Origin of the sequence: Paenibacillus sp. BR2-3, from assembly GCF_046529485.1 — a bacterium.
In the GTDB taxonomy this organism is placed as follows: domain Bacteria; phylum Bacillota; class Bacilli; order Paenibacillales; family Paenibacillaceae; genus Paenibacillus_AQ.
In genome coordinates, this window is the sequence record NZ_CP126311.1 from 3,461,741 (window position 1) to 3,482,483 (window position 20,743).

Genomic DNA, 20,743 nt, shown 5'->3' on the forward strand with positions numbered 1-20,743 from the left:
GGAAATTGAATCCACAATGTAATCATTTTAACGTTTTTATCGACAGAAGTGAACCCCCGGGTGCAAGTTCACGCAAAAATTAAGACACCCCGATAGCGGGATGCCTTAGCCCGGTCACCTGTTACTATGTCCACCATTCGAGTTTTCTCAGTTCTTTGGCCAAAAATGCAAGCTTCTGCTTGCAATGTTCCGCCTCAAGGACATTCTCCGACTGCAGAGCTTCGTTTAACCGGTCCAGTTGCTCATCAATTTCAATTCTGCGCTGAAGGATACGTTCTTCCCCTTCGGTCGAATAGTAGAGCTTGGAAAGCTCCTGGTCCGAGAGCAGCGGGCCTTTCTGGAACAGCACACGCTGCTGATAGCCGGATATCTCCACAAGCCGGATAACTTCGCCGAACATGATATTCTCAATAATAATCTGACGATCACGAAATCTTTTGACGATGGCGTGTCCGCGCATATCACCAATCAGCTTTTCCATCCACTCCGCCAGACGGGCATCACGGATCATATAATCCCCCACCAGCTTATATCCATCCTTAATCCGTTGAAAACGCAGCTTCACCAGCTTACGGCCCGTGCGTACCGAGATCACAAAAATAGACTCATTCTCGCTCCAGTACAGGGAATAGCCGTCCTGGATCAAATCTTTAATCAAGTCCTGAATATGCTGGCGATCGAACCGGAGCTCCAGATTGCAGTATTCCACCTCATCATTTTTGTTCACGGCACTCCCCCCTCAAAGCTTTGCACCCTGCAAAGCGGCTTGGTAAGCATCTGCTTCATTTTACGGAGTCTTGCGGGCTGCCGGACCTCCACTTGTGCCGACTTGCTTTTTTGCGTTCATTCTACTCTTATTTTATACTTCAGTTTATGTAGCGGTAACTTGGTTTATTGACTATTTTTACCCGCAGCGGTTCTTCTCCAAACGTTTTCTTAAAAATTACCCATAGTTTGGTAAAAATGAAGAGTACCGATCAAACGATAAGGTGGCGCCCCATGACATTTACCGGTTTTACGAAAGATGACTTTGAACTATTCCACATTCCCGGCCTGGAGCCGCGTATGGATGCCCTTATTTCACGGGTACGTCCTAAGCTGACTGAGCTCGGCTCTGAGCTTGCTCCGATGCTTTCCGCAATTTGCGGGGAGGAGATGTTCCCTCATGTTGCCAAGCATGCAAGGCGCACCGTCCATCCACCGAATGATACCTGGGTGGCCTGGGGTCCGAACAAACGCGGCTATAAGGCTCTGCCCCATTTTCAGGTAGGCATGTTCCATAGTCATTTATTTATCGTTTTTGCCATTATTTACGAGAGCGCGAACAAAGTTGTTTTTGCAGAGGCTCTATCCGGCCACATCCCGGATATCCGCAAACAGCTTCCCGGCAGCTTTTTCTGGTCAACAGACCATCTGGACCCCCGGGGCATTCAACAAGCAGACATAACCGACGGGCAGTTCGCCGAGTTGTCCCGCAAGCTGAAGGAAGTTAAAAAAGCAGAGGTTACCTGCGGTTTGCGCATAGACAAGGATGATCCGCTTCTTCAGAACGGAGAGGCTTTATTAAACGTTATTCAAGAGACCTTCGAAACACTGCTTCCTCTGTACCGGATGTCCTTTTAAGAGTTCAGCATGAGGGTTCTAGTACCTTGACCGCATCAAATTTCAGGGTATAAATGTTTCAATTTGCCTCTGGCCTGCTGAGTGGTAAAGTGCCACTCCACGGACTTTTGTGCCTGGTTGCGATCGACTTCCCATGCCGTGATTTCGCGTTGCAATTGTTCGATAGAGCCGATGCGCCGATCCAGACATTGGATCGTCATAGAACTCAGTTCAATTTCGGCCATGTTTAGCCAGCTTCCATGCTTGGGAGTGTAGTGGATTTCCAATCGTTTCGCTAAAGATAAGGCCTGTTCTGGCGGAAAGGTTTCATATAACGAAGAGATTGTGTGCGTGTTCAAATTGTCCATGACGAGCCGAACCCGTTTCGCATCGGGATAGTGAACGTCCAGTAATTCCTGGATTTGAAGTGCCCAATCTGCTTTGGTTCGTCTTTCGCTTGCCTGTACGTGACGCCATCCAGCTAACGGTTCCGTAAACAAAAACACACTGCAGCTTCCCTTTCGTACGTATTCGTAATCTTCACGCCGCACTTGCCCAGGTTTCATCGGTTCGGATGGACGAGAATCCTCCAGAAGCTGAATCGGCTGTTCGTCCATACAAATTAGTGGGATTTCAGGATCGTAAGGCAGGGCATACGTCTCCAAAACATCCTCCATTCGGGCGACAAATTCGGCGCTGGACTTGGCGGGAATACACCATTGTTTCTTTAAGTGAGGCTTAAGTTTCGTTTTTTTAACGTGGCTCGAATCGTCTCTCGTCCCACCGATTCTATAATATTCAGTTCGATGACCCGGCGCGTCAATAGACGAATGGTCCAGCGAGCATAGCCCACCGGCGGCTCGGAACAGGCCAGTGCAATGATCCGGGCCTCCAGTTCTCCCGTAATCACAGAGGGATGCCCCGGCTCCGACCGTTTTCGATACTGCAATGTGGCCTCTAAGCCGCGGGTACAGTAACTCTTCACGGTATGATGAATCGTGACGTCACTAACACCAACTCGCTGGACAATCTCCATCTGCTTGGGAATGGCTCCTTGACTTTCATCTACCAGCATGAGGATGAGGCAGCGATTTCGAATTCCCCGTGAAGTCTCCTTCGCATGAAGAAGTTGCTGAAGCCGTTCGCGTTCTTCGTCTTTCAGTTCAACCACGTATTTTTTGTTCATTGGTAAGCCCTCCCATTTGACTCTATATGGAGAGCTTAAAGGTAATATTATTCACGGTCAAGGTACTAGTTTGTCCCGGCTTTCAGCTTCGTCCGGTGAACGATCATCAGATGCAGAACAAACAGCATCAGCATGACGACTGCGCTGAGCAGGAAAGGAACACCATGTCCAACCGTATCCCAAAGCTTGCCGGATAAGACAGGTCCCGCTACCATACCGGAGCCCTGCAAAGTCAGGAAAAGCCCCCACACCGTCCCTCTTTCACCCTTGGGAATCTGTTTGGCCAAAAAGGCATTCCAGGACGGTAAAATTAGCGCATAGCTGATCCCTACAAGCGCCACGGCTACAAACACAAGGGGCAGCCACCGCACCAGCGAGAAGAAAGCGAGTGCACCGGCCGCAAGCAGAAAGCCGGCATTCAGGAATGCCGTTGTGCCCATGCGATCCACCAATTTCCCTGCTGGAATCAAAGCCAGGACGGTAATCCCCCCTCCTGCGATTAGCAGCAGGCTGAATTGGTTGGGTGTGACATGCAGCTCGGTCCGCGCGAACAAGGTAACCACCGGGGTCATAAGTCCGATCGCAAACGCCTGCAAAAACAGTGCAGGATATAGAAGCCGGCTCACTTTAAGCGTAGTTTTGACCTGATGCAGCGTTCTTAGAAGACTCTCCCAGGGCTTCAGCAGTTTACGGCCCCCAGTCACCCCGCCCCCTTGTCCGTGGGGAGCAGGATGGGAAGCATGGCCAATTCGTGCAGGAAGCAGCAGCGCTACTGCTACGATGGCTACCGCGCAGCCAAGCAGAATCAGGAAGGCTGTCCGATAACTCTGGCCGCCATGATCCATCATAAAATTAAGCGTAATGGGGCCAATGCCGGTTCCGGCAAGGGAAGCCATTTCCACAGCACCCATCGCCGCACCGCTGCTTCCGCTCTTGGTAGATCCGGCGAGATCTGTCACACCGGTCATTACACACGGCCAAAGCGGCGATGTCCCTATGCCAAGGATAAGGCAGGCAACGGAAAGCCATACTGCATCCGTAGCATAAATAATCATGGTTACTGCCAGCACGATCAGCAGCAAAGCTCCCGTCATCGTAAAGCGATACCCGATTCGTTCCATGATCCATCCCGACGGACTGCGGAACAGATTGTCCCCCAGGTACTGCAGTGCAAAGGCCAAGCCCACCACAGTCACTGACAGCCCAAGAATATTCTCCATATAAACCGGGAGCAGTGCAACGAGCAGTGATCCCTTCACAAACTCAACTAAAAAAATGATTACCCACATTTTGATAATAAACGGTGACGCCAGATTAATATGTGTACGCTGCTCTGTATTGCCCGGCATTTCATCACATCCTAGTATTATGGTGATTGTTTTGTTATACTGATGCTTGCCCTAAAAATTTACTCTTTGCGAAAGGTTGTGACAGCATTAAATGAATCAACACCGTACTCCCCTCTTCACTGCTCTCAGAAAGCATGCCGCCGGTAATCCCGTTCAATTTCATATTCCCGGGCATAAGAAGGGGCTAGGAACCGATGCCGAATTTCGTGAGTTTATCGGCGATAACGCGCTATCCATAGATCTGATCAATATCTCGCCACTTGACGATCTTCATCAGCCTACCGGAGTTATTCAGGAAGCACAGAAACTGGCAGCAAAGGCTTTTGGCGCTGACTATACGTACTTCAGCGTACAGGGTACGAGCAATGCCATCATGACCATGATTCTTTCTGTGTGTTCGCCTGGAGACAAAATTATCGTACCGCGCAACATTCACAAGTCAGTCATGTCAGCGATCATTTTCTCTGGAGCCAAGCCTGTTTTTGTCTCTCCTGTACAGGATGTGAATCTTGGGATAGATCACGGTATAACCACAAGCTCGCTGGAACGCGCAATCAAGCGCCATCCGGATGCCAAAGGCGTCCTCGTAATTAACCCTACTTACTTTGGCGTATGTGCCGACCTTCGTTCCATTGTGGATCTGGCCCATAGCTACGGTATTCCCGTATTGGTGGACGAGGCACACGGAGTACTGATTCATTTTCATGAGGATTTACCGGTATCGGCCATGCAGGCCGGTGCGGATTTGGCTGCAACCAGTGTGCATAAGCTGGGCGGCTCCATGACGCAGAGCTCGGTATTGAATCTGAACGCCAAGACCGGTCTTGTGAACCCGCAGCGGGTGCAGACCATTCTCAGCATGCTGACCACAACCTCAACCTCTTATATTTTGCTGGCATCCCTGGATACATCCAGACGCAATCTTGCCTTGAACGGCCATGAGATGGCGGAAAGAACCATCAAATTGTCCAACTATGCCCGTGAAGCCATTAACAGCATAGAAGGCCTGTACAGCTTTGGTAAAGAAATTCTCGGTACAGAAGCAACCTTTGACCATGATCCAACCAAGCTGAACATTCACGTACGCCATCTCGGCATCACCGGATATGAGACGGAGAACTGGCTGCGTCAGAAATACAACATTGAAGTTGAACTTAGCGACATGTATAACATTCTTTGCCTTATTACCCCTGGTGATACCCAAGAATCAGTAGATAAGTTACTTGCTGCCTTACGGGTATTGTCTGCCATCCATTACAGCAAAGGTGAAATATATGAACTGAAGGTTCAGGTTCCAGAAATTCCGCAGCTTGCCCTTATCCCCAGAGACGCATTTTATGCCGATACTGAGCTGGTTCCGTTCCGGGAATCCGCGGGTTACATCATCGCGGAATTCATCTATGTATATCCGCCGGGAATCCCGATTCTTCTCCCGGGCGAGATCATCACCCAGGATAATATCGACTATATCATCGACCATGTAGAAATCGGGCTTCCCGTTAAAGGCCCCGAGGACCGCAGTATAACAAATATCAAGGTAATTGTGGAGGCTAATCCAATTTCTTAACTCCTTTTACCCTAAAAACTATAGCAGCCATGCAAAAACCCGATACCATACGAGGCATCGGGTTTTTGCATTGTAATATCCGCTGTCGCCGTCAGCAGCAACAGTCTGTTATTGTCACCTAAATCTATTCTTGCTGGGCTAGCAGCTCGTTGTAGGCTTCTTCAACAGCTTTCCATTCAGCTTCGTCTTCGATATTGTACAGCACCATTTCTTCATTCTCTTCTTCCATACGCAGAATGATACCATCCGCCTCAGGGTTTTCGCGTTCCAGCAGCAATGCGTATAACTTCTCAGCTACGTCGAACGTTTCTACCAGTACCATCTCCACGTCTTCGCCCTGCTCGTTCGTCAAGGTCAGCACAAACTCCTCGTGCTCATGGTCGTGATCATGTCCGCAACCGCATGCTTCACCATGTTCATGGCCATGCTCATGTTTGTGATCGCTCATTGAAATACCTCACTTTAAATTGGAATTATCTTACGCACAGTATCGTACCACGTAAGACAAGATCAGGTCAATTTGTGGGGGGAGGGTATATGCTTAATTGAGCGCAGTGATTACCTTTTCCGACACAAGTACGTAATCCCCGTTCTTCTCCCCTTTGATATAGAAGCCGACCCGGTATTTGCCGCTCTCCTTGAAATCATAAGTGAATTCAGAGGTTGGGAACCAGAAATTATCCTTGCGCGATCCTTCCAGCTCCTGGGATTGAATGTCCTTAACGTTCCCCGACGGGTCTGTAATCGCAACCTTGACTGCTGCAATCTCATCCGTCAGACTGTCTACCTGACTGAATACCTTGAATTTAAGCTTGCCTACATTAACGTTGCCAAAAACGGTATCACCCTTGAATAAAAAGATATGCACATTGGGTTTAAGAATCTTCACTTTGCCGGAACCATCCCAGGTTACAACACCACCGGCTTCCCGCACGGGTATATACGTTTTACCGTCAATTAAATAACCGCCGTCTGCCATTTCTTTACCGTTGCTCCACACCCGAATCTTCTGGGTAACGGCATCGGCGAACAACAGCGAGCTTCCCATCAGGGAAAACACCATCACGCACAGCGCAACTTTTCTCCATCTCATAATAAGGAACCCTCCAAACAATTCATGCTGTTAATATATACTTCGATCCCTTGGGCAAGTTGCGCTGGACGAAGGCAAAATTTTCATTTCAGAGTAAAATGTATGAGCCCAGTTTATTCAGAGAAAATTAAATCAGGTTATAATTGCTTCATCACCTAAAATAGGAGGGTTTTTCCGAGATGAGTGTAAGCCTGCAAATGCTTGGGACGGGCAATGCTTTTGCTAAAAATTATTTCAACAATAACGGGCTGCTGCTGGATGAGGACTACACGCTTCTGATTGACTGCGGCCTAACGGCACCGCTGGCTATGCATGAGCTGGGGATATCCATGAAAGATATAAACGCCACTCTGATTACACACATTCACGCTGACCACGTCGGCGGACTGGAAGAGCTCGCACTTACGCTGAAATCCAAATACGGATATAAAATGACACTGCTGGTGCCCGAGCTTCTGCTTGAGCCGCTGTGGGATCACACGCTCCAGGGTGGACTTTACCAGAAGGAGACCGTGACCTCACTTAAGGATCTATTCAATGTTATTGCCCTGAAGCCTGGGGTCGCGTACAAGCTGTCTTCCTCCTTGACGCTGGAGCTGATCCCCACACTGCATATTCCCGGCAAGGACAGCTACTCTCTTCTATTAAACAGTGAAGTGTTTTACAGTGCGGATATGATTTTTCAGCCCGGCCTTCTCCTCTCCCTTGTAAAGGAGCGCGGCGTCCGCAAGATTCTGCATGACTGTCAGCTGACCGGGACGGGGCATGTCCATACTACGCTTGAAGAGCTGTTGTCCCTGCCGGAGGAAGTACGAAGTATGATCCAATTGATGCATTACAGTGATGAAAAGCCGGATTTCGTGGGCCGTACAGGCGAAATGGAGTTTCTGGAGCAGCATGTGATCTATGAGCTGTGACTTTGCGGCTGGAATTCTTTTGCCTATAAAAAACCGGCCGGATCAACGTCTGTTGACGCATGTCCGGCCGGTTATATGTTAAAACATAGGAAGCTGATCCAGATTATTTGTAGGATCGCCATCCGCATCTCCGCGAATATAAATCTCGCCATCCTTACCCTTGAAAACATTGACTCCGCCAATGTTCCCATCCTGTACCTCTTTCAGCGCTTGCTGATACTCCAGTACACGTCCTGAAGAGGTTTGGAAACTCGTCAAGTCTCCATCGCCGTTTTTTTGCACAGCTGCGAAACGTTCCCGTTGATCGCTCATTCGCTATTCCCAACTCCTTACCCTTAGATTTGCCAGCACAGGGCATATCATAGGTTACCCTAGAAGCTAGAGGAGTATGCGATATTAAAGAGCCTTTTGCATCCGAACATGCAGAATGCCCGCGTCATAGAACGGCTCGGTAGAAATCACTTCGTAGCCGAGCTTGGTATAGAATGGTTCAGCCTGACACTGACCATCCAGGATGGCCGATTTCAAGCCAAGCTCCCGCGCCATCTCTTCCAGCGCCAGCAGCAGCACACGACCATATCCCTTGGAACGGTATTCCTTCAATATGGCAATACGCTGCATTTTAGCTGTATCCGCTTTATAATAAATCATTCTCCCCGTCGCTACGGGTACACCTTCATCCATTAAAAGAACGTGGTGTACATTCCCGGAGATCACATCATACTCATCAATTTCCTCTTCAGCCGGTACCTTCTGCTCCTCAACAAATACCTTTGTGCGGATGTCCAGCCCCTTTTGAAGCTGCTCCTCCGTAGTAACACATACAATTTCCGCTGCCATGACTTAAAATGCTCCTCTCTATGTATCAAACGATAGTTGACCCATTATACAGAAAATTCGTTTTTCTGTATAGCTGTATCCCCGACCGGTTCAGAGAGAAGCAGGCTAGCCCAACCTGTATCAAAGCTTCTATTCGGTGGAGTAGACATCCTCGGGAATGGAGCGGTCGTATACATCCTGAATGACCGGGGACAGCGGCTCGTACCGGGCATCCCTTGGCAAAGCTCTGTCCAGTGAAGGCAGCTCTGTTAATCGTGAATAGACCGGAGCCTGTTTCTCTATCGAGCACCCTGCCAGCACTGGCAGCAGTAATGCCAAAGCACCCAGCAACCATCCACATTTTTTCAACATTAAGTCAAACCCCTCTCCTCATCAACTGCCGGTTAGTATCCCTAACAGCTTTGACGATTCCGGGTCATTTTAAAACATTCCGAGCATCCAATCAGATGTTTCCTACCATATGCACCAGATACATCATTACTGACAAAAAGCATGCTAACAGAAAATAACTGATCCCATATTTCCAGCGTGAGCTAACGGGCACATCGTAATACTTATCATTGTTGAAGACAGAGAATTGTACCTCGCAGTGCATTTTGAGATGCAGCCCATTTTCCAAAATCACCCGTTCCAGACGTGTAACTTTCACTTTGTCTATCACACACTGCTGTGGAAGAGGTATTGTGCCTTCAAATTTCAGACCCTCCCACTGGAAAGTAACGTATTGCTGCTGGTTCAAATCGCTGTACGTGCTGAATGGTAAATCTCTTCTATGCTCGGGACCGGGGATCAAATAGCCCTCATCCTGCAATGGCTCCACAGGAATGAGGAACCCCCTCGATATCGAATGTACTACATTCTTTTTACGCCGACGGATGTACTTATCAAACAAATCATAGGCAAAAAGCGCCCATATGATAAAGAACAAAATAGAACGCAAATAGATGATGACGGCCAGACCACCCACCAGTCCAACCAGCCATAACCAGCGGGTAACCGCAGTAGCAATCCGGCCACCGTCCAGCGGGTGGATCGGGAGCAGATTGATTAGATTCAGCAAAAAGCCTACATAAGCAAGAGAGTATAGAAGGGGACTATCCAGGTAATAAGCCGCTGCAAAAACAGCCACCGATCCAATCGTCCCGAGCAGCGGACCGCCGAACGCGATATAAGCCTCCGTCTTAGCGTCGAGCGGCTGCCTTTTCATGGCAATCAGCGCACCCAGAAAGGGAATGAAGAGCGGAGCGCTGACCGGGAGCCCTTTCTGCTTCGCGGCGATCACATGGCCCAGCTCGTGGACAAGCAGCAGCAGTACAAAGCCAATCGAAAACCCCCAGGGATAAATCAGCGCATAAGCCCAAATCGAAATCATCATGGAGATTAGCGGACCGGCAATTTTACTGACTTTAAGTATGGATAAGATCGCCTTCCCTTTAACTAAAAGAAAAGCAGCTCCGCCACCGAGCCATTTCAGAAGCGTGGAGTTATTTTTTTTCTGCTTATTTTGCGGCAAGATCTCAAGCTCCTTCGTTTTTATAATTTATTGATGAAATCTCAGTAAGAATAACATCTTCAGAATCATTCTCCACCATTGGTATTATCCGCTACCACAGCTATCCCTCCCGTTTGAGATACCGTATATTCATCTATTTTAACATAACAGCCTGGGTAGTTCTTCTATGCAGGAGGTGAACAAGCCGTACCAGTAATACGGAAATACTTTTAGAAGGGTTTCAGCGTCAGAGATTGACTATATCCAATAAAAATAGCCGATGGAACGTATATCCAACGTTCACATCGGCTGTTTTTATTAGGGATATGATCAGACATATTCCTTGCGTTATTTGATCGTGTATCCGCCGTCTACAAGGATGCCTGCGCCGGTGATGGCACTGGCTTCGTCGGAGACGAGAAACAAAGCGGTATTCGCAATTTCCACGGGCTGGATCGTTCGGCCGATGGGGTGGATATCATGAATACTTTTCAGAATCTCATCGCGACCCCCGAACAGATCGGCATGACTGTCATTAAAGGTGGTGTCTACCCAGCCTGGACAAATGCAGTTCACACGGATACCGTCTGCTGCGAAGTCAAGCGCCATCGCTTTGGACAGCATCAGAATTGCTCCCTTTGACGATACATACGCAGTCAGGCGGGGCTCGGCAACGTAACTGTTGGCGGAGCCCATATTGACAATCGCGCCTCCCCCGCTGCGCTGCATTATCGGCACCACCGCGCGTGACAGCAGAAACATGGATTTTACATTTACCTGATACGTACGGTCCCAGACCTCTTCCGAAAGCTCAAGTATGGAGCCTGGAATGTTGATTGCTGCATTGTTGACGAGGATATTGACGTCACCGAATAATTGCACGGCTGTCTCTACAAGATTCAGCACAGAATCATTTGATGATACGTCCGTCCGGCAGAAGGATACATCAAGCCCGGTGCTGCGAAGCTTCTGCGCAGATTCCGCACCATTGTCGTCGATATCAGCCATAATAACTGCGGCTCCTTCTTCAGCGAACCGCCGTGCGACCTCAAAGCCGATACCGCGTGCCGCGCCGGTGACAATTGCTTTCTTATCTTTTAGCCTCATACGTTTATCGCCTCCCTGATTTATTGATTAAATTCTTATTGTTGATTTTAAAGTAATGAAAATAGCCGCTGTAAACCAGCGGCCGATTATATTTATTAGACTTAAAACAACTTTGGTTCTGCGAATACTAAGTCTATATGATTATTATAATCCTCAGCTGCTTCAAAATACACTTGAAGCTTTAGAACCCCTGTTATATCTACGCTAATTTCTGTAGCCACATCCCCTCCACGTATACCATCTTTTCTAAATAGTTCCTGTCCATCACCCTTAATTACTATAGTACCGGTGTTATCAGAATCTTTAGTATAGTCATCGACTCCAATATACCCTGTAAGTTTTTTATATTTCCCATTTAAGTTATAATCCACTGAGTTAATATTATCGCCTGAAGAATAGGACTGACTTAAAATTGATCCAATCCCATGAAAATATTGTTGTCCCGCAATCTTAAACTTAAGGCCAGAAGGATTTGTCCAATTTTTGAAATTAATAGTATTTTTTCTGATACCATCTATTCTTGCGTAACTAATATCATCTAAATAAACGAAGGAACCCTCTTTTCTACCTATCCAAGCTGTCTTGGTTTTTCCATCGTATGTAAAATTTTCGCCCAACCCATTGGCTATGTTTTTAACCGGGGCATAAAGCTGGCCGTTGTATACAATAGACTGCGATGTTTGTTTTTGGACTCCATTGAACATATACTTTACATTTTCTAATACAACGCTCAATTTAGTATTCGTACCAGCAAACACTGTAGATCCTGTTAGCATCGTACCTATGACTACTCCTAAAATTAAACCTTTAGATTTATCCTTCATAAGCCCACTCCCCATATATGTGTTAGGAAAATACTCCTATTCCTAGTATTCGACAAATTATCTTCTTTTCCCTTCCCTTGGCCTATATTTTACAATTTACCATTAGATAGACATACTCCTATAACCTAACAAACCCCGCAGGCAGCGTGCCGGCGGGGTCATAATTATGAATTTTATTCACTCTACCAACTAAGCATCACCCACTACGACTCCACCATCTCTCCCCCGCCGACATGAAGAATTTGCCCTGAGACATAGGCAGAATCATCTGACGCCAGGTACACATAGGCCGGAGCCAGCTCAAAAGGCTGCCCTGCCCGTTTCATTGGCACCTGCGTTCCGAAGGTCTTAACTCGATCCGCCGGGAAGGTTGCCGGGATGAGGGGCGTCCAAATGGGTCCGGGAGCGACGCCTGCCTTCATATGGGGCAATACTGCTTTAGTCATATGGAAAAAGGACAGGATATTCGTTCGGAACGTCATCTCCAATTGTGAGCTGGTAATATTGAGAATACTTTGCTGCGGAAACTGGACCGCATGATTATTCACGAGTACATCAATACATCCGAAAGCTCCACCGCTTTCATGACAACGAATTTGCAGTTTTCCTCTTCTTTTAAATCCGTGGCAATCGTAAAGCATCGTCTGCCAAGCTGCTCTATTCGCAGTTTCGTCTCTGCGGCATCCTGGTGCTCATCGTAATACACAATAACTACATCCGCCCCCTCCTTGGCGAAGGCGATAGCGGCAGCCCGCCCGATCCCGCTGTCCCCGCCTGTGATGAGGGCGGTTTTGTTATTGAGTTTTCCGCTTCCTATATAACCGGGATTTTCTGCGATGGGTCGAGGCACCATCAAATATTCAAAACCCGGCTGTCTCCTCTGTTCCTGCGGGGGAAATGTTATCGGAACATTCTTGCATTGAACCTCCGAACTATAATACGGGTAAGACGGATACATAAGCCGCTCTCTCCTTTAAAATCAGTTAGGGATTCATATGCGGCATTGTATGGCCATTATGTAACAATTAAGGACACACCGGGAATAGGCAAAAAATCCGTTTGCGTGACAGCAGCCTGCCGCGCAAACGGATTTAATCCAAAGACTCTATTTTGCCCAGTAATCCGTGACCCAACCCTAATCCTCAGACCCGGTTTTTAAGAACAAGGCTTGATCTATTCCGGCGGGTTGATCGCTAAATCTTTCGAGCTCGTTATAGGCAGGAATGCCATGCATGGCCATGTCCAGACCCTCTTCTTCTTCAGCATCATTGACCCGAAGACCAACGGTTTTTTGGATCAGCTTGGCCGCACCGTAGCTCATCACAAATCCCCACACCATAACTACGATCACCCCAAGCAGCTGAACACCGAGCAGGTGAAACTGTCCTGTAGTAAACAGCCCTTCTTTTTGATCAAAAAGTCCTACAGCCAAGGTTCCGAAAGCGCCGTTAACCCCGTGAACAGCGACAGCTCCTACAGGATCATCCACCTGCAGCTTGTCGATGGCGAGCGTTCCCCAAATCACCAGGATGCCTGCAACCAGACCAATTAGAATAGCGGATGTGGAAGTTACAAACGCACAGCCAGCAGTTATAGCAACGAGGCCGGCCAGCGCTCCGTTCATAGTCATACTCGGATCCGCTTTTCCAAAACGGAACATGGTGTAGATCATAGCGGAAGTCCCTCCCGCAGCTGCTGCCAGCATCGTATTCAGAGCAATAACCGACAGGTTAATATCGGCTGCGTTCAAGGTACTTCCTGCATTAAATCCAAACCAACCGAACCACAATATAAAAGTACCTGCGGATGCCAGCGGAATATTACTTGGAGCAAACACATTCACACTTCCATCGTTGTTGAATCTGCCGCGGCGGGGGCCCAGAACTTTGGCAAAAGCAAATGCGGCCGCTCCCCCCAGAGCATGAATGGCAGCAGAGCCGGCAAAGTCCTTCATTCCCAGCTGTGCAAGCCACCCGTCAGCATTCCACACCCAGTGACCTGAAACCGGATATAAAACCGCTGCTACAAAAATAGCAATCAGGATATACGCTTTAAAAGACATCCGTTCGGCAACAGCACCGGATATGATCGAGATCGCCGCGATGGCAAAACCGATTTGAAACAGCACATATGCGGATAACGGAAGATTCAAATCCATATTTAAAGATTGGGAAGCTCCCCAAAAATCGAAACTAATGATTCCGGCAAAATCTTTTCCGAACATAATTCCAAAACCAATCAAGAAAAAAGCTAAAACTCCGACGGTGAGATCCACAAATATTTTCATCGTTACATTCACTGCATTTTTCGTACGAACAAAACCTGCTTCGAGTAAGCTAAAGCCGCCCTCCATAAAGATAACCATTGCAGCAGCAATTACTACCCAAACCGTATTCAAAGCCACATCCGTTCCGGCGTTCATGATGTTACCCTCCCTGATACTTTTTATAACATAGTAATAATATAAGCAGAGAGGTAAAATTGTCAACATCAAATGTAATGTAAGCTTACATGAAAAAGGAACAAAGTATGTCTTTGTCCCTTTTCGTCCCTGAATGTGATTTATCTCATTTTATTTCAAATCATCTATCGTTTCGTCGGTTTGGCCTGTTCTAATATTGTACATTTCCAGGAGAGGAAGAACGAATATTTTGCCATCTCCCATTTCTCCGGTTTGTGCAGTATTAATGATCGTCTGTATGGTTTCTTGCACTTTATTGTCAGAAACGACAATTTCAAGTTTTATTTTATGGTGCAAATTAACCGTATAAGATTTCCCTCTATAAACTCCCGTTGTATTTTTCTGCTGGCCGCGCCCCTGTGCCTGTGTGACCGTGAAACCGGTTACCTGAATCATTCGGAGTGCTTCAATAACTTCTCTAAGCTTCTCTGGGCGAATAATAGCTTCTACTTTTTTCATATGTATCCTCCAAAATTAGTGTAGCTGCAATTAAATTGTACCATAATAATCGTGCTTCGAGAGGAAAAATAGCGGGATTTCATTGCTCCTCCATCTTAATAGGCAACCCCAATCGGGCTTATCAAGCGAAAAAAAATAATTGCCATTCCACCGCCTCGTATGTTATTATAAATTTCGTTGCAGGACGGTAGCTCAGCGGGAGAGCACTATCTTGACAGGGTAGGGGTCATGGGTTCGAACCCCATCCGTCCTATATGATACACATCTGGAAAGCCTTGCTGAGCAAGGCTTTTTACATTGCTACAGAACGCATGAATTGTATGATACAGTGGGGCAATCCCCCCATTGATGTTAATTTGATGTGAAACTATTGAGAAACCGCGTAGAATAAGGCTTTTTTTGCGTGATTTATGCTGTGTTCCCGGCTATTGTTGCGGTTTAACATCAGTTTTCACATCAGATTCACATCACTGTGCAACGGCCAGTTTTCCAACTGACCGACTTATATTTTTTTCTGGGCCGATTACACGTAGGGCTTGCTGCAACACTAAAGTATTTTTGCACTTATAATTATTTTTACTTTAATAATCATACGTGGTATAGTTGGGGTAGAAAAGACGTACAATGCGAAGAGAGCCGTGCGCTAACACGACTCCCAATGCAATAGCCGCTTTTAAGGGCGGCGACTTTAACAGGTTCTACCCATTGAAATAGGTCGCGATCCTGGACAGAGGGCGGCCTATTTCTTTTTGTGGAAAGAAAGTATTAACACAACCAAAGTCGCAAATGAAATCATTAGCGTCAACGCTTGGTACACTTCCACAGGCATCACCTCCCTTCCGGGAGATTAGCCGAACGCCCTTGCAAGCCTTCTATTGCTCAGTCATTATATCATGGCGGTAAGCCCCCTGGATAGATGTATTATATAGCGCATTTGAGCCCGCTCCGCCCCTTCTCTTTGATGTTAATCTGAAGTGAATCTGATGTGAAAAAAGATGTGAATCCTTAATGAATCGTGGTAATTGAACATACGAGAAATCAATAAACCCTTATTTCACACGATTTATCGGCACTATAACAGAAACCCAGATAAGTGCCCAATGACTTTGACAGGGTAGGGGTCATGGGTTCGAACCCCATCCGTCTATATGTGAAGCCTTGATAATCAAGGCTTTTTTGCTTCGGCAGTTCCAGGAAATGAACCTCAATATCATCAATCTAGGATAATCCCGACCTGTCCTCCCGCAGATGAAATACGTTATGATATTGATCATTCTTCAGAAACGAATAGTTTAGAATGTTGATCGTCACGCATTTCTTCAACTCTGGATATTTGTCACCCTCGCTGAGTTGACTCGCATACCGTTTGCTACAATAAAAGAGCGTTCGTTTCTCAATATCGTACTTATTAAAAAGCTGCATCTCAATATCAATCAGCTTACCTTCGATGTCTTGGCGTAAACATCAAAGATGGACTGTTTGTCGAGCGGATCATCTTTGTCCGTATAGGGATTCATCAGAATGATTTCGGTCAAGCGGCGGCTCGCCAGCTTCTGTAAAAATGCGGTTAAGAAATTCCAGTAGCACATCCTTATTGTTCTCGCTGCCAAATATCCGTTTGAATATAAAATCCACACGCGGGTCTAATAAATCCATCGGCATTAGCTCTATTCGTTATTATTATTATATCATTTTTCCGTTCATCTGAACCTTACAAAGATGCGTAGAACCGCACTGATTAAAGCAGGCGATCATTTTGCTCCTCTCGAATTTGGGCTTATGATACCCTCCGGATACATTTCGATTTCTTTTCTATCAGATCACCCACACCTCTATATAAAATTCGGAATATTTTAAAGTACCAAGGAGGTGGTCCAAGGTGCTTAAAAAACACAAAAAATTGCTCGTTGTTGTACTCAAACCTGGTCAAAAATTATTAGTTGTTGCCAAGCGTCATCATCACCATAAAAAATAGCTTAATTCTATGAATCATTTGAGAAGGTAGGTTTTACGGCCTTCTCTTTTTTTTCGTTTATCTCTCCTTATGGGCTATGCCCGATTGATTAATATCCACAAATGATTGCTTCTTCCGCTGGCTGAACGCCGAGCAACTTCCTAGCCTTGGCCCAAAGGGTCGCCGCAACCCCTCTCAATAGCTCCGGTAGGAAGCAAACGAATTGCTGACCGCTTGGGATGATCCAGTGTCAAAATGATTGATCGCTACGCTCACGTGATGCTGGATATGCAGCAAGATACAGCAGACCTCTTTGGAAGCGTATTTTATTAAACTGGTGCCATTAATGGTGCCGCGAAAGAGGTAAATTGAGGATTCTAGCGGAGGAATTCCCCTATTAATAAATAAAATCAGTTATTCTATTAATCATCTAATACCACCAGCCGAAGCCAGTGGGCAAAAAAAGAGACCCCACCAACATATGGCAAGGTCAAGTGTTCATGAACGTCTAAGTACATAAAATCTGGGGATATATTTAATTTAACACCTGATTGTTAATAGAGTGTGTGGGGCGATGTATATTTTCTTAAACTACTTGTCCCCTGCGTTAGCATTCTTAAATGCCAGCCCATAGCCGCAGCGTCAAAAAGTTCCCTTTGTCTCTCTTCACGCTATGTTTCCTTGCCAGCTATTTGTTTTATGTCAAGTAAAAGAGCAGATGGAACACCTTTTTGAATAGTATAAATATCTATAAATAAATGGGTGCTCCATTAACAGGGTAGGGGTCATGCCAAGCTGTTAGGCTGTTTCTTTCTGCATACTGGGTACCATCCCAATAGTATCCGCTTTGTCGGCATTACTCCGATTACGAGGCATTCGCTGCCTTCCCCCTGTCCTGTCTCTGTATACATAAGAGTGCGGCATAGTTTTAACGTCCCTATGCCGCACTCCATCAAGCCACGTTCAATTAATTTACAGTAATATGGAAGTCCGTACCTTCCCAACGGTCGATGCTGGTCTCACGCACACCATTATTGTTATCGTCCCACAGGTAAGTGAAATCTACGGTTGTTCCCGCCGCGAAGGGCCCTGCGGATATTTCGTAGTCATGATCCTGGTCTCCGGTGCCATTGGGCATCATTTGAGGGTCCTGGACATTTTGCCAGTTGTTCGTTCCCACATGCAGCCAACCCGAGGCTCCGGTACGGAATGTAATCCGTTTGCCGGCGGGAACCGAAGTGATTTTCCGGTCAAACTGCCAGACATAGGTTTTATCCAAATCCAGATGATCCAGATTGATAGCGCCAGTATTGCTGATGCGGTCCCATAAGGTCACGGTATGAATTCCTTGTCTCATCGACACAGTAAGTTCGCCTGTCCCCCATGTATCCCAGCTGCCAGTAGCCTTGAAAGTTATGGTCCCTGCAAACACACCATCCACAAAAACATCCCGCGATGCATCGGTGCCTCCATTGGCGTAACGGAATCGGAGCGCATAATCCTCGCTGCTGGTCGCATTAACAGGGAACGTAACGCCGTCGTTAACGTCGGCAAACGAATCCACAAAGCCTGTGCCGGTGTATCCGGCATGATTCGTACCCACTCCGACATTTACCTTGATCGCATTTTCTGCTTCATAAATATCATTGGCCGGTGTAGCAAATCCTCGCTTCATATAGATCATATCCCAGTACTGCAGGGATGGCAGAGTGAAAGAGATATATTTACCCTTGCTGTCTGTTCCGGTCGTATAGGCAAGCGACTGTGTCTCCCCCATATTAATATCCGGCGAGGCCAGATATACACCCGAAATGTTCTCGTCGTTACCCACATATACCTTTGTGGACAGATTGGTCAAGGTGCTCGGAGTACTCGCGGAATTTCTCCAGTTTGTATCGTTATTTTTTAGATTGATGAGGTGAACAATATCGTAATTGTTGCTGCGTTTGACCATCTGCCAGATTTTGTCCGCCTCACCCTGGCCGCTGACGCTTTGACCGGCGATCTCAACAAATTGGTTGCCGGAATCACTATTGAATACATCCGCATCGTACAGCAGATTCTCATAACCGGTAATGAAGTTATAGTAATCCTTTGTCGCTTCCTTTAAGCCGCTGCGCATTTGCTTGCTGCGGTTAGGGAAATAGGGATGTCCCAGCATCTGATCACCTTCGCCCATTTCGATATGGAATGCACCGCTGGCTGCGAGGGCCGCTTCAGTAAGACGCACAGACGGTTCATCCAGCGTTCCCAAAGTCAAGCTGTCCAGATTAAGGAATCCGGTATCGCTTGAATCCATTTGCAGTTTGACGGTATGCGTGCCCGGCTGCAAATCCACTTCGGCGTACTCATCGAATTTCCAGGTATCCCAGTTTTCTTGATCCAGGAAATACTTCAGCTGCTTCACGAAGCTGCCGTCCACATACAAGCTTCTGGAATTGTTGGTTCCCGTATCGTTGGCATAATTGAAGACCAAAGCATAATGTCCCGACTCGGGAACGTTGATCGTAAATTGCACATAATCGCCTGCATCCCCAAACCCTTCCACAAATCCACTGCCCGTATAACCCGGGTGATTGGTGTTGACTGTAACGCCGTTCAGAGCGGCCGATTCGGCTTCATACCGTGTTCCTGTATTTTCTTCGTAATTCATGTAAGCTGCCAGAACCATTGCCTTTTGGCCATTGTTCTTCTTCGCCGTATTCACAAGGTCCTTCAGATCAATATAATTCGGCGCGGCTCCCCAAATTTCAGCGTAACTGAAATCGGTATTCGCATTTTTGGTTACATCATTAAAAGCCCAGCCATTCGAAGCTCCGTCCACATTATTGAAAGTGACTGCCTTATTGGATAATCCGTTGCTGTTCAGATTGGTCCGCAAATTGTTGACGAATCCGGAGAAGCTGTTATCCAAATCAATCTTGTTTCCGTTATAGTCATAAGGGTCCGGGCGCTCTCCCATTTGATCCAGATGAATCCCGTCAAATTGTGCGGTATTTATCATGTCCCGATACTGCCCGAAGATATGATTCTGCCAATCCGTGTTGGCCGGATTGAACAGCCACATGTCAGTATTCGGATTGTTATCGACAAAATCGAATCCCAGCTGCGACTGATGGTTGGAATCGTTATACATTCCCCAGGTCGGGCTTACGCCGGAAATATTCTGATAATCCTGAAGCGCCGCATACGTCATCGTGTAAGGCATCGCCGCTCCATTGTAATTATGAATGGAAGAAATCATATTCTGGATGGTAGCCCAGGACATGGTGAGTTTCCCGCTCCAATCATTCCATGTACTGTCCACAACCCCATTCGTCCGTTTCAGGTAGTTCTCATGCCGCCACATCCAGTCATAAAGCTGGAACGCATTCGTATGATAATCCTGGACGGTCTGTTTCACCCGGGCATCCGTAGCAGCGGCGGATTCGCCTGGAGTATATTCCGTCATAAATCCATAGCGCGGATATTTAGTCCAGGTGCTGGATACATCAATGGCAGTCATTCCCGTAGAACCGCCGGCGGTAACCTTCACCATGTAGCCCTTAAAATCCTCGCCTGGCACCGTCCAGTTGAATGTGACGGTTGTGGAAGCGTTTACCGCCAAGTTCACAGCTTTGCTTGTTGAATACGTCTGTGTTTCCAGCTGGGTTATGTTCAAATTTACATTCCCGCTAAACGCGGAGCCGGTATCATTCTTCATTTCTACCGAAATCGTTGCGGTACTGCCTGCCGTATACCGCGCTTTATCGGTGTAGACTCGCTTGATCATTCCGTTGGAAGCGGCAAGAGCGGTGTTATGCGGGAAATAGGATAAAATCAGCATTAACGCCAGCATCATCGCTAAACCAGATTTCATTTTTACACGAGACATGCCATTACTCCTTTCAAT

At 46.9% G+C, this 20,743-nt stretch carries 19 protein-coding genes, 1 tRNA gene and 2 pseudogenes; 4 read left to right on the plus strand and 18 right to left on the minus strand.

Features of this window, described 5'->3' with window-relative positions:
* Nucleotides 1-124: 124 nt before the first annotated feature.
* Entirely contained in the window at nt 125-727 is a 603-nt protein-coding gene (locus PaeBR_RS16600) for a hypothetical protein (protein ID WP_410511652.1), read from the minus strand.
* A gap of 272 nt (nt 728-999) precedes the next feature.
* Here PaeBR_RS16600 and PaeBR_RS16605 point away from each other — a divergent pair, with 272 nt between their 5' ends.
* Nucleotides 1,000-1,623: a DUF1054 domain-containing protein gene (locus PaeBR_RS16605; protein ID WP_410511653.1), complete on the plus strand. Its 624-nt coding sequence runs from the start codon at nt 1,000-1,002 to the stop codon at nt 1,621-1,623.
* A gap of 35 nt (nt 1,624-1,658) precedes the next feature.
* Here PaeBR_RS16605 and PaeBR_RS16610 read toward each other — a convergent pair whose 3' ends face one another.
* The 3 genes from PaeBR_RS16610 to PaeBR_RS16620 all read right to left on the minus strand — a co-directional run bounded on the left by PaeBR_RS16610 (nt 1,659) and on the right by PaeBR_RS16620 (nt 4,137).
* Entirely contained in the window at nt 1,659-2,441 is a 783-nt protein-coding gene (locus PaeBR_RS16610; protein WP_410515058.1) for an IS630 family transposase, read from the minus strand.
* On the minus strand, nt 2,330-2,788 hold the full coding sequence (locus PaeBR_RS16615) for a helix-turn-helix domain-containing protein (protein WP_410511654.1): 459 nt from the start codon (nt 2,786-2,788) through the stop codon (nt 2,330-2,332). Before PaeBR_RS16615 ends, PaeBR_RS16610 begins: the two co-directional genes overlap by 112 nt.
* A gap of 65 nt (nt 2,789-2,853) precedes the next feature.
* Nucleotides 2,854-4,137 carry an MFS transporter gene (locus PaeBR_RS16620; protein WP_410511656.1) on the minus strand — a complete coding sequence of 428 codons (1,284 nt, stop codon included), beginning with the start codon at nt 4,135-4,137 and terminating at the stop codon, nt 2,854-2,856.
* 91 nt (nt 4,138-4,228) lie between these two features.
* Between PaeBR_RS16620 and PaeBR_RS16625 the strand changes: the two genes are divergently transcribed.
* Complete coding sequence (locus PaeBR_RS16625) at nt 4,229-5,704, plus strand: aminotransferase class I/II-fold pyridoxal phosphate-dependent enzyme (RefSeq protein WP_410511657.1); 1,476 nt, start codon at nt 4,229-4,231, stop codon at nt 5,702-5,704.
* A gap of 124 nt (nt 5,705-5,828) precedes the next feature.
* Here the strand turns inward: PaeBR_RS16625 and PaeBR_RS16630 are convergent, their stop codons facing one another.
* Both PaeBR_RS16630 and PaeBR_RS16635 read right to left on the minus strand, forming a co-directional pair.
* Nucleotides 5,829-6,152: a DUF1292 domain-containing protein gene (locus PaeBR_RS16630; RefSeq protein WP_410511658.1), complete on the minus strand. Its 324-nt coding sequence runs from the start codon at nt 6,150-6,152 to the stop codon at nt 5,829-5,831.
* Between the two features lie 93 nt (nt 6,153-6,245).
* A complete protein-coding gene (locus PaeBR_RS16635; RefSeq protein WP_410511659.1) occupies nt 6,246-6,797 on the minus strand; it encodes a copper amine oxidase in 552 nt (183 codons plus the stop codon).
* Nucleotides 6,798-6,976: 179 nt separating this feature from the next.
* On the opposite strand from PaeBR_RS16635, the gene PaeBR_RS16640 reads away from it, so the two are divergent.
* The gene (locus tag PaeBR_RS16640; protein ID WP_410511660.1) at nt 6,977-7,714 is read left to right on the plus strand and encodes an MBL fold metallo-hydrolase; all 738 of its coding nucleotides are present in this window, start codon (nt 6,977-6,979) and stop codon (nt 7,712-7,714) included.
* 78 nt (nt 7,715-7,792) lie between these two features.
* Here the strand turns inward: PaeBR_RS16640 and PaeBR_RS16645 are convergent, their stop codons facing one another.
* The 9 genes and pseudogenes from PaeBR_RS16645 to PaeBR_RS16685 all read right to left on the minus strand — a co-directional run bounded on the left by PaeBR_RS16645 (nt 7,793) and on the right by PaeBR_RS16685 (nt 14,897).
* Complete coding sequence (locus tag PaeBR_RS16645) at nt 7,793-8,026, minus strand: DUF3892 domain-containing protein (protein WP_410511661.1); 234 nt, start codon at nt 8,024-8,026, stop codon at nt 7,793-7,795.
* 84 nt (nt 8,027-8,110) lie between these two features.
* Nucleotides 8,111-8,554, minus strand: a complete 444-nt coding sequence (locus tag PaeBR_RS16650; RefSeq protein ID WP_410511662.1) for a GNAT family N-acetyltransferase — start codon at nt 8,552-8,554, stop codon at nt 8,111-8,113.
* Nucleotides 8,555-8,683: 129 nt separating this feature from the next.
* Nucleotides 8,684-8,905: a hypothetical protein gene (locus PaeBR_RS16655; protein ID WP_410511663.1), complete on the minus strand. Its 222-nt coding sequence runs from the start codon at nt 8,903-8,905 to the stop codon at nt 8,684-8,686.
* A gap of 91 nt (nt 8,906-8,996) precedes the next feature.
* Nucleotides 8,997-10,070 carry a site-2 protease family protein gene (locus tag PaeBR_RS16660; RefSeq protein WP_410515219.1) on the minus strand — a complete coding sequence of 358 codons (1,074 nt, stop codon included), beginning with the start codon at nt 10,068-10,070 and terminating at the stop codon, nt 8,997-8,999.
* Between the two features lie 324 nt (nt 10,071-10,394).
* Nucleotides 10,395-11,153 (minus strand): SDR family NAD(P)-dependent oxidoreductase, encoded by a 759-nt coding sequence (locus PaeBR_RS16665; RefSeq protein WP_410511664.1) that lies wholly within the window; start codon nt 11,151-11,153, stop codon nt 10,395-10,397.
* Nucleotides 11,154-11,254: 101 nt separating this feature from the next.
* Nucleotides 11,255-11,977 (minus strand): NPCBM/NEW2 domain-containing protein, encoded by a 723-nt coding sequence (locus PaeBR_RS16670; protein WP_410511665.1) that lies wholly within the window; start codon nt 11,975-11,977, stop codon nt 11,255-11,257.
* A gap of 203 nt (nt 11,978-12,180) precedes the next feature.
* Nucleotides 12,181-12,935: pseudogene (locus tag PaeBR_RS16675) on the minus strand (SDR family oxidoreductase).
* Nucleotides 12,936-13,112: 177 nt separating this feature from the next.
* Nucleotides 13,113-14,399, minus strand: a complete 1,287-nt coding sequence (locus PaeBR_RS16680) for an ammonium transporter (RefSeq protein WP_410511666.1) — start codon at nt 14,397-14,399, stop codon at nt 13,113-13,115.
* Between the two features lie 150 nt (nt 14,400-14,549).
* Nucleotides 14,550-14,897, minus strand: coding sequence for a P-II family nitrogen regulator (locus PaeBR_RS16685; protein ID WP_410511667.1), 348 nt, complete (start codon nt 14,895-14,897; stop codon nt 14,550-14,552).
* Between the two features lie 181 nt (nt 14,898-15,078).
* Here PaeBR_RS16685 and PaeBR_RS16690 point away from each other — a divergent pair.
* Nucleotides 15,079-15,150: transfer RNA gene (locus tag PaeBR_RS16690), tRNA-Val, on the plus strand.
* 486 nt (nt 15,151-15,636) lie between these two features.
* Here PaeBR_RS16690 and PaeBR_RS16695 read toward each other — a convergent pair.
* The 3 genes and pseudogenes from PaeBR_RS16695 to PaeBR_RS16705 all read right to left on the minus strand — a co-directional run bounded on the left by PaeBR_RS16695 (nt 15,637) and on the right by PaeBR_RS16705 (nt 20,725).
* Nucleotides 15,637-15,726 (minus strand): putative holin-like toxin, encoded by a 90-nt coding sequence (locus PaeBR_RS16695; RefSeq protein ID WP_222850467.1) that lies wholly within the window; start codon nt 15,724-15,726, stop codon nt 15,637-15,639.
* Between the two features lie 389 nt (nt 15,727-16,115).
* Nucleotides 16,116-16,559: pseudogene (locus tag PaeBR_RS16700) on the minus strand (Rpn family recombination-promoting nuclease/putative transposase).
* A gap of 1,259 nt (nt 16,560-17,818) precedes the next feature.
* Nucleotides 17,819-20,725 carry a glycoside hydrolase family 66 protein gene (locus PaeBR_RS16705; protein WP_410511668.1) on the minus strand — a complete coding sequence of 969 codons (2,907 nt, stop codon included), beginning with the start codon at nt 20,723-20,725 and terminating at the stop codon, nt 17,819-17,821.
* Between the last annotated feature and the right edge of the window lie 18 nt (nt 20,726-20,743).